The following is a 9,798-nucleotide window of genomic DNA, read 5'->3' as shown; positions in this document are numbered from 1 at the left end:
ATACCAATTTTAGCATCAGGAACCAATCGCTGTAACATTCCGGCAACTTCTTTAATATTTTCAATTCTATTATGAATAAAAAATATTTGTCCACCTCGTTGAATTTCATACCGAATAGCATCACGAATTACTTCTTCAGAATATCGAATAACATTGCTTTCAATTGGAACTCTATTTGGTGGCGGTGTATTTATAATAGATAAATCACGTGCAGCCATTAATGAGAATTGCAACGTTCTTGGAATTGGAGTTGCCGTAAGCGTTAATGTATCAATGTTTTCTTTCAACGTTTTTAATTTATCTTTAACAGCTACACCAAATTTTTGTTCTTCGTCAACAATTAAAAGCCCTAAATCTTTATATTTTATCACTGAATTTGTGAGTTGATGGGTTCCAATAACAATATCAACTGAGCCATTTGCTAATCCCTCTAAAACCCCTTTTCGTTGGTTGGCTGTTCTAAATCTGTTTAAATAATCAACTGTTACAGGAAATTCTTTCAACCGCTCGCTAAATGTTTTAAAATGTTGATACGCCAAAATTGTAGTAGGTACTAAAATAGCAACTTGTTTTCCATTATCTACTGCTTTAAAAGCAGCTCTAATGGCAATTTCTGTTTTCCCAAAACCAACATCTCCACAAACCAATCTGTCCATTGGTTGTTCTTTTTCCATATCATTTTTTACATCTTGGGTTGAAGAAGATTGATCTGGCGTGTCTTCATATAAAAAACTGGCTTCTAATTCGTGTTGTAAATAACTATCTGGATTGAATTGAAAACCTTTTTGCACTTTTCGTTTTGCATACAATTCAATTAAATTAAATGCAATATGTTTTATACGAGATTTGGTTTTTTGCGTTAATTTTTTCCAAGCACCCGAACCTAATTTGTACAATTTAGGCGCTTTTCCATCTTTACCTGTATATTTTGAAATTTTATGAAGCGAATGAATGCTGATGTATAAAATATCGCGATCGCCATAAATTAATTTGATGGCTTCTTGTTTTTTTCCTTCAACATCAATTTTTTGAAGTCCGCCAAATTTTCCAATACCGTGATCAATATGAGTTACAAAATCACCAACTTCAAGGTTGGTTAATTCTTTTAAAGTGATGGATTGCTTTTTAGCGTACCCGTTTTTTAGCCTGAATTTATGATAACGCTCAAAAATTTGATGATCGGTATAGCAAACTATCTTATTTTCAACATCAATAAAGCCTTGGTATAATGGGAAAACCAACGTTTTATATTCAATTTCAGTATCAATATCCTTAAAAATATCGTGAAAACGATCGGCTTGTTTTTGCGAATCACAAAACAAATAATTTTTGAATCCATTTTCAGTATTTTTATGAAAATCCTTCATTAACAATTCAAATTGTTTGTTAAATGAAGGCTGAGGTTTTGTATTAAAAGACACAATGTCATGCTGAACTTGATTCAGCATCTTTTCTTTAGATTCTGAGTGATGAATACTTCCAATTTCAACAAACGTAAAATCTTGTAATTGTCTTTTTATTAATTCACCATTGCAAAATAATTCATTTGGTTTTGCGTGGTTTATTGCAGTTGATAGTTTTGTGAAAGCTTCTTCAGCTTTCACAAAAAGTTTATCAAGCGTATTGGAAAGTAACTCAAGATCTTTTGAAAAAACAACTGTTTTATCAGCAATGTATTTTATAAAAGTTTCGCGTTTTTCAACCAATGTTTTTAATTCAACATTGGGCATAATACTAATTTTAGTTAGCTTTTCGGTTGACAGTTGTGTTTCAACATCAAAAGTTCTGATGCTATCAACTTCATCACCAAAAAATTCTATCCTATAAGGTTCATCGTGTGAAAATGAAAACACATCAATAATACCACCTCTTACTGAAAATTCACCTGGTTCAGAAACAAAATCTACTCTGTTAAAATGATATTCAAATAAAACTTCATTTACAAAATCTAATCCTAGTTTATCATTAATAGTTACTTTTAAAGTATTTCGGTTAAGTTCAGCCTTAGTTACAACTTGTTCAAAAAGTGCTTCAGGATACGTAACAATAATGGCAGGTTTTTTACGTGAATTTATTCTATTTAAAACCTCTGACCGTAATAATACATTGGCATTATCAGTTTCTTCAATTTGATAAGGTCTTCTGTAAGATCCTGGATAAAAAAGTACATCTTTTTCATTTAAAAGTTGCTCTAAATCATTTAAATAATAAGCAGCCTCTTCCTTATCATTAAAGACTAAAAGAAATGGTTTTTCAACTTTTTTAAAGCTTTCAGAAATAACAAAAGACAATGATGATCCTACCAAATTCGAAATTTGGAAATGGTGATTCTCTTTTGATAAGTATTCGACTAATTGTTTTTCTTTAACAATTTGCTCGTAAATTTTGATAATATGTTGCTTGCTCAAATTTTACAAATTTTGCCAAAGGTAGCTTTTTATAAAAAAAAGGAAAAAAATTAAGTTATAATTTCTTAAATTTATAAGGGAGAATTAAAAAAACTTATATTATGACTATATCAGACTTATATCCAACAGGCATGCATGAACAAAATATTGGCCATTTTGCTTCCATTGTAAAACTTGCATTATTTGACAATAAAATTGATAATAATGAAAGGCTATTATTAGAAAGATTAGCTGTTAGACTTGATATTTCAACAAGTGAGTTTCAAGAAATTTTAAAGGACCCGTCAAAGTATCCAATAAATTCACCTGTGAGTTATGATGAACGTTTAGAGCATTTATTTGATCTTACAAAGATGTTGTTTTTAGATAAAAATCCAACCATTGATAAAACCTCCACTATGGATAGAATTGCTGTAGGCCTTGGATTTCCTGTTGAAAATGCTAGAGAAATAGTAAAAGAAGCTATAAAATTCTTTTTAGAAGAGCCAGATTTAGAGAATTTTAAAGAAGTCATTAAAAAAGTAAACCCAATAAAGCATTAAACTATTTTTTAAAACATTGGTTGTTTTAATGATTTTTTTATATTTGCGATAAAAAGTAATTATATGGGAGTATCAGATTTCAATTTAAGTGGAGAACAAAAAAGAAATATTGAACATTTTGCAAGTGTTGTAAGATTAGCAATGGCTGATAATGTAATTACAGAGGGAGAAGAAAAATTATTAAAAAGATTAGCTAATCGTTTTCATATTTTAGAAGAAAAGTACAAAGAAATACTTAAGAACCCTTCAGAATATTCTACACACACACCACATAATTACAACGAGCGCATAGAACATTTATATGATTTAGGTAAAATGGTTTATGCTGACGAAAACGTATCTGGAGATGAAGCTAAAGTTTTAAGAAGTATTTGTGTAGGTTTAGGCTTCCCATTAAACAATGTTGAAAAAGTTGTTGATGAAACCATTCATCTCATTTTAAATAATAACGATTTAGAAGACTTTACAAAAGCAATAAAATATGTGAATAGAATTTAGTTTTATTCTATTTTTAATTTTAATCAGTATTTTAATACCTTTCACAAAATTTATCCCCATATTTCACGTTTATTACTTTTATAAGTAACGCCCCTTAGAAATTATGATTAATAAAACGTTTAAAAAAATATTGCTATTTTTTTTAATATTATTTTTAATAAATAACTCAATTTATTCACAAGATGAAGATACTACTTGGGTTGTAGGTGGAGGTGTAAATATTGTTGATATTAGAACACCCAATGGTATTTCAGGAATCATTAAAGATTATGGGAGTGGTACAATTGAAGACTTAAACATGAATGGTGGAGCGGTTAGAATTTTTATAGCAAGATATCTGAAAAAGGGAGCCACTTTACAATTATCAGCATCTGGAAACACAATTAAAAAAGGGTTTGGTTATAATACTGGAGATGTGTTATTAAACGATTCATTTTTTGCAATAGATGCAAAATTAAGATATGATTTAAATAAATTAATTGGTGAAACTAACTGGTTTGATCCTTATGTTCTTTCTGGATTTGGATATTCTAAAATGGGTGATACAAATAATTTTAATATCGCAGCTGGCTGGGGCTTTAATGCTTGGTTTTCACGCTCAGTTGGTGTGAATTTTCAATCAGATTATAACCATAATCTAGAATCTACAGCAACAGATTATTTTCAACATAGTTTAGGCTTGGTTTTTAAACTAAATAGTGGCCCAAAATTCAAATGGAGAGATAGATAATTAAATCTATTAAACCATGTAAATTTTATTAACTTGCATTACTAATTTCTATGAATGCAACAATCAACTTCATTTCAAGTTTACAACGCTTCCGCTGGTAGCGGAAAAACTTTTACATTGGTTAAGGAATATTTAAAAATTCTTTTATCAAGCACTAATATTTATAAATTTCAACAAATTTTAGCAGTAACCTTCACCAATAAAGCTGCTGCGGAAATGAAAGCACGTGTTGTTGAAAATCTTCACTCGTTTTCAGAGAAACAAACAAACGATATGCTTCCTGTAATTTGCATGGAAACAAATTTAACAGAAGAAACTGTTTTTAACAGATCACAATTAATTTTAAATGCTATTCTGCAAAATTATTCAGCATTTAGCATTACTACTATTGACAGTTTTACACATAAATTAATTAGAACTTTTGCACATGATTTACACCTTCCAATGAATTTTGAAGTTGAAATGGATGCTGAAAGTTTGTTAAATGAAGCCGTTGATGTTGTAATTTCTAAAATTGGTGAACATAAAGAATTGACAGATTTATTGGTGAGTTATTCGCTTCAAAAGTTAGATGATGATAAAGCCTGGGATATTTCTAAAGAACTTAAAACATTTGCTAAAATAATTTTAAATGAAAACCATGCCAAGCATTTAAAAGCACTAAACAATATCTCAATTCAGGAATTCAAAATACTAAAGGAAAAACTTCAAAAAGAAAATAAAAAAATTGAAGAAGAATTTTTAGAAATCGGGGAAAAAGGACTCAGTATTATTAGTGAAAGTGGTGTTGACGATAAAGATTTTTATTATTCTCAATTTCCAAAGCATTTTAACATACTCACGGTTTCTTATAAAAAAGCTTCATTTTTTGATCAAAATACTTTCAAAAAAAATATTATTGAAGAAACATTTTATTCAAAGTCTAAATCATCTTCCATAAAAAATGCAATTGATGCTATTATCCATCAGTTGGTAACATTATACAATGAGTCGGAATTATTATTTCAGCAAAAGACATTGAATGATTTAATTTTAAATAGTTTAATTCCATTAGCGGTTTTAAATTATATAAATAGTGCTTTAGAGGAGATTAAAAGTGAAAACAATATTTTGCTGAATGCAGAATTTAATCAAAAAATAAATGATACAATTAAAAATGAACCAGCACCTTTTATTTATGAACGTTTAGGTGAAAAATTTAAGTATTATTTTATTGACGAAATGCAGGATACTTCTGAATTGCAATGGAAAAATTTAATACCGTTAATAGATAATGTAATTTCATCAGAAAATGAAGCTGGTGAACAAGGGAAATTATTATTAGTTGGCGATGCAAAACAATCAATTTATAGGTGGAGAGGTGGTAAAGCAGAACAATTTATTGAGCTTTCTTCTGATGAAAAAAATATTGAAAACAATCCATTTCAAGTAAAAAAAACACAAGCTAATTTAGAGACAAATTTCAGAAGTTATTCAGAAATAATAAATTTTAACAATTCCTTTTTTAAGCATATTTCAAAATTTTTAAACAACGAAAGTTTTAGTAACTTATTTTTAGAAGGAAACAGTCAAAAAACCACTAAAAAAGAAGGTGGTTATGTGCAATTATCTTTTGTAGAAAAGCAAAAAGATGATGAAGAAAGAGACTTGATCTATCCAAAAAAAGTATTAGAAATTATCCAAAATTTAGACAGCTCTTTTGAGAAAAATGAAGTTTGTGTGTTGGTAAGAACTAGAAAACAAGGAATTGAAGTTGCAAACTATTTATCAGAAAACGGAATTGAAATTATTTCTTCAGAAACGTTGCTTTTAGGAAATAGTTTAAAAGTGAGTTTTATAATTGATTTGTTAAACGTGCTTCAAAATCCTTTGAATAAAGAGTACAAAATTAAATTATTGTATTTCTTATTTGAATATTTAAAAATAAAAGAACAAAAACATTTATTTTTTAGTGAGTTTATTAATTTAACAAACCTTCAATTTTTTGAAGCGTTAAGAAAACACCATGTGTTTTTTAACTATAACGAATTTATTCAAAGTCCGTTTTATGAAAGTATTGAATATATTATAAGAAGTTTTAATTTGGTAACTGAATCAGATTCAAACGTTCATTTTTTTTTAGACGTTATTTTTGAGTTTCAACAAAAGAAACAAGTTTCACTTAACAGCTTTTTAGAATATTGGGAATTAAAAAAAGACAAATTGAGTATTGTTGCCCCTGAGACTAAAAATGCTGTTAGAATTATGACGATTCATAAGGCAAAAGGCTTAGAATTTCCGGTGGTTATTTATCCGTATAATATTGAAATTTATAGGCAGATTAATCCAACAGTTTGGTATTCATATAATCAAACAAGTTCAATAAATTCGGTTTTGATAAATGCTAGTAACAAGTTAAATTATATTGGTGAACAAGGAGAATACTTATTTAAGCAACAAAGAGAGGAGTTAGAGTTAGACAATTTCAATATCTTATATGTTGCATTAACACGGCCAATTGAGCAATTGTATATTGTTTCAGAAAATAGCATATCTGTAAAAAATGAAGAAAATCTAAATCATTCATCAGGGCTTTTTATAAATTTTTTAAAAGAATTAAATTTATGGGATTCTGAAAAAAGTGAATATAGTTTTGGTGATAGAAAAAGAATTAACATTCCAAAAATAGTTGAGAATAAAACAACTACACAAAATAGTTTTATTACCAATTCTTGGAAAAATCATAATATTTCTATTGTTGCTAATTCATCATTACTTTGGGAAACTGAACAAGGCAAAGCAATAGGTTACGGTAATTTAATTCATGAAATTTTGTCAAAAATTAAAACCAAAAAAGATATTCTTGAAGTTGTAAATCAATATGCTTACAATGGCACTATCAATAGTATTCAATATAATGAAATTACAACAGCTTTAAACAATGTTGTTAATCACCCAAAATTACATACTTATTTTGAACAAAAAAATCAGGTTTATAATGAACAAGAAATTGTAACTTCAGATAAGAAAATTATTATTCCAGACAGGTTAGTTGTAAAAGATAATAAGGTTGTTGTTATAATAGATTATAAAACCGGAAAACCTGATAAAAAGTATCATCAGCAAATTAGTAATTATGCAAAAACGTTAGAAACGTTAAACTATTCTATTGAAAAAAAATTATTGGTTTATATTAATTATGAAATTAGTGTAGAAGAAGTTTAAAAATGAATAATTTTGTAAAAAAACAAATAATTATGTACGGTAAAATACAACAACACTTACAAAAGGAATTACAAGATATAAAAGATTCAGGTTTATTTAAATCTGAACGAATTATAACATCTTCTCAAGATGCAGTTATAAAAATTAGCACAGGAGAAGAAGTTATAAATTTTTGTGCAAACAACTACTTAGGATTGTCAAATAATAAAGAGGTGATTCAAGCAGCAAAAGATGCAATGGACTCTCATGGTTTTGGAATGTCATCAGTTCGTTTTATTTGTGGAACTCAAGATATTCACAAGCAATTAGAAGAAAAAATAGCAACATTTTATCAAACAGAAGACACTATTCTTTATGCCGCAGCATTTGATGCAAACGGAGGGGTTTTTGAACCTCTTTTCTCAGAAGAAGATGCCATAATTTCCGATTCATTAAATCATGCTTCAATTATTGATGGTGTTCGTTTGTGTAAAGCTTCAAGATATAGATATGATAATAATGATATGACTTCATTAGAAGAGCAACTTATAGAAGCTAATAAAAAAGAACATCGTTTTAAAATTATTGTAACAGATGGTGTGTTCTCTATGGATGGAGTTGTGGCGAGTTTAGATAAAATATGCGATTTAGCTGATAAATATGATGCATTAGTAATGGTTGATGAATGCCATGCTGCAGGTTTTATAGGTAAAACTGGAAGAGGTACATTAGAATTAAAAAATGTAATGGGCAGAGTAGATATTATAACAGGAACACTTGGTAAAGCACTTGGTGGCGCTATGGGAGGTTATACAACTGGTAAAAAGGAAATTATAGAATTGTTACGTCAACGTTCAAGACCTTACTTGTTTTCAAATTCTTTAGCACCAGCAATAGTTGGAGCATCCCTAAGAGTTTTTGAAATGATTTCAAACAACACTTCTCTTAGAGATAAATTAGAATGGAACACAAACTATTTTAAAGAAGCTATGTTAAATGCAGGTTTTGATATTGTTAAAGGTGATTCAGCAATTGTACCAGTAATGCTTTATGATGCTAAGTTAGCTCAAAACATGGCGAATGCACTTTTAGAAGAGGGTATATATGTAATAGGTTTCTTTTTCCCTGTAGTTCCAAAAGAAAAGGCAAGAATTAGAGTACAATTATCTGCAGCCCATAATAAAGAGCATTTAGATAAAGCAATAAAAGCTTTCATAAAAGTTGGAAAAAAATTAAACTTAATATAGAAACTTCTTAAAAATACAATATATTTAAGATATTTTTGTATTTTTGTAATTAAGTTTAAGCTATAATAGCTTATTTCTAAAAAAAAGAACATTAAATTTAAATTTTTGAAAATGAAACATTTAAAAGTAGCCTTATTGGCTTTATTATTAATTACTGGTTTCAACAATGTTAATGCGCAAGACGAAAATAATCCTTGGGCAATTAGTCTTGGTGTAAATGCAGTGGATTTTTACCCAACTAACGCTGATTTAGCTGGTCATGGAGCTTGGTTTGATGAGTTTGTTAATACAACTGATCATTACAATATTCTTCCATCATTAAGTAAACTTGCAGTTAGTAAATATTTAGCTGATGGTTTTAGTTTTGAAGCAACAGGAACATTAAATAAAATAACTAAAGTTGGTGATAATACAATCAACGAAGAGACTTATTATGGTTTAGATGGAGCTTTAAAATATGACCTTAACAAAGTTATTGGTAACACATCATGGTTTAATCCATATGCATCTGTAGGTGGAGGTTACACTTGGTTAGGTGATTTAGGAACAGGAACTTTTAATGGAGGTTTAGGAATTAATTTTTGGTTTACTGAAAATATTGGATTAAACGTTGAATCAAAATACAAACATTCTTTTGAAAGTAGTATTGTACAACATTTTCAACATTCTGTAGGTTTTGTTTTAAAATTTGGAGGAAATGATGCAGATGGTGATGGTATTTATGACAAGTTTGATGCGTGTCCTGATGTATTTGGTTTAGCTGAATACAAAGGTTGTCCAGATTCAGATAGTGATGGTGTTATTGACTCAGAAGATGATTGCCCTAATGTTGCAGGTTTAGCAGCATTAAAAGGTTGTCCAGATGCTGATGAAGATGGAATTGCAGATAAAGATGATGCTTGTCCAAACGCAAAAGGAACAAAAGCTAACAATGGTTGTCCTGACACAGATGGTGACGGTGTTGTTGATAAAGATGATGCTTGTCCTGAAGTAGCAGGTCCAAAAGAAAATAAAGGATGTCCATGGCCAGATACTGACGGTGATGGTGTTTTAGATAAAGATGATAAATGCCCAACTGTTGTAGGTCCAGCTTCAAATGACGGTTGCCCTTTAGCTCCGACAGAAGAAGTTATGGCAACATTGAACGAATATGCAAGAACTATCTTATTTGATACAGGTAAATCATCTTT

At 29.0% G+C, this 9,798-nt stretch carries 7 protein-coding genes; 6 read left to right on the top strand and 1 reads right to left on the bottom strand.

The features are described 5' to 3' along the window. Positions 1-2,408, bottom strand: a 2,408-nt coding sequence (locus ABY863_RS10950) for a DEAD/DEAH box helicase (RefSeq protein ID WP_372794745.1), incomplete at its 3' end; no start/stop codon positions are given. 101 nt (positions 2,409-2,509) lie between these two features. On the opposite strand from ABY863_RS10950, the gene ABY863_RS10945 reads away from it, so the two are divergent. The 6 genes from ABY863_RS10945 to ABY863_RS10920 all read left to right on the top strand — a co-directional run. Then, positions 2,510-2,950: a TerB family tellurite resistance protein gene (locus tag ABY863_RS10945; RefSeq protein WP_372794743.1), complete on the top strand. Its 441-nt coding sequence runs from the start codon at positions 2,510-2,512 to the stop codon at positions 2,948-2,950. A 63-nt stretch (positions 2,951-3,013) separates the two neighbouring features. After that, positions 3,014-3,448: a TerB family tellurite resistance protein gene (locus ABY863_RS10940; protein WP_372794741.1), complete on the top strand. Its 435-nt coding sequence runs from the start codon at positions 3,014-3,016 to the stop codon at positions 3,446-3,448. 103 nt (positions 3,449-3,551) lie between these two features. Beyond that, positions 3,552-4,178 (top strand): hypothetical protein, encoded by a 627-nt coding sequence (locus tag ABY863_RS10935; protein ID WP_372794739.1) that lies wholly within the window; start codon positions 3,552-3,554, stop codon positions 4,176-4,178. Positions 4,179-4,232: 54 nt separating this feature from the next. Then, positions 4,233-7,382, top strand: a complete 3,150-nt coding sequence (locus ABY863_RS10930) for a UvrD-helicase domain-containing protein (protein ID WP_372794737.1) — start codon at positions 4,233-4,235, stop codon at positions 7,380-7,382. A gap of 32 nt (positions 7,383-7,414) precedes the next feature. Beyond that, positions 7,415-8,608: a glycine C-acetyltransferase gene (gene kbl, locus ABY863_RS10925; protein WP_372794735.1), complete on the top strand. Its 1,194-nt coding sequence runs from the start codon at positions 7,415-7,417 to the stop codon at positions 8,606-8,608. Positions 8,609-8,719: 111 nt separating this feature from the next. Continuing rightward, positions 8,720-9,798, top strand: a 1,079-nt coding sequence (locus ABY863_RS10920; protein WP_372794732.1) for a thrombospondin type 3 repeat-containing protein, incomplete at its 3' end; no start/stop codon positions are given.

The sequence above is a fragment of the Lutibacter sp. genome (assembly GCF_041562875.1).
GTDB lineage: Bacteria > Bacteroidota > Bacteroidia > Flavobacteriales > Flavobacteriaceae > Lutibacter.
The sequence above is the reverse complement of the archived record's forward strand: the minus strand, read 5'-3'. Positions and strand labels throughout refer to the sequence as shown.

What these genes read in the sequence shown, in the direction of transcription:
- ABY863_RS10945 (WP_372794743.1), top strand. Translation starts at nt 2,510, where the DNA reads ATGACTATATCAGACTTATATCCAACAGGCATGCATGAACAAAATATT.
- ABY863_RS10940 (WP_372794741.1), top strand. Translation starts at nt 3,014, where the DNA reads ATGGGAGTATCAGATTTCAATTTAAGTGGAGAACAAAAAAGAAATATT.
- ABY863_RS10935 (WP_372794739.1), top strand. Translation starts at nt 3,552, where the DNA reads ATGATTAATAAAACGTTTAAAAAAATATTGCTATTTTTTTTAATATTA.
- ABY863_RS10930 (WP_372794737.1), top strand. Translation starts at nt 4,233, where the DNA reads ATGCAACAATCAACTTCATTTCAAGTTTACAACGCTTCCGCTGGTAGC.
- kbl (WP_372794735.1), top strand. Translation starts at nt 7,415, where the DNA reads ATGTACGGTAAAATACAACAACACTTACAAAAGGAATTACAAGATATA.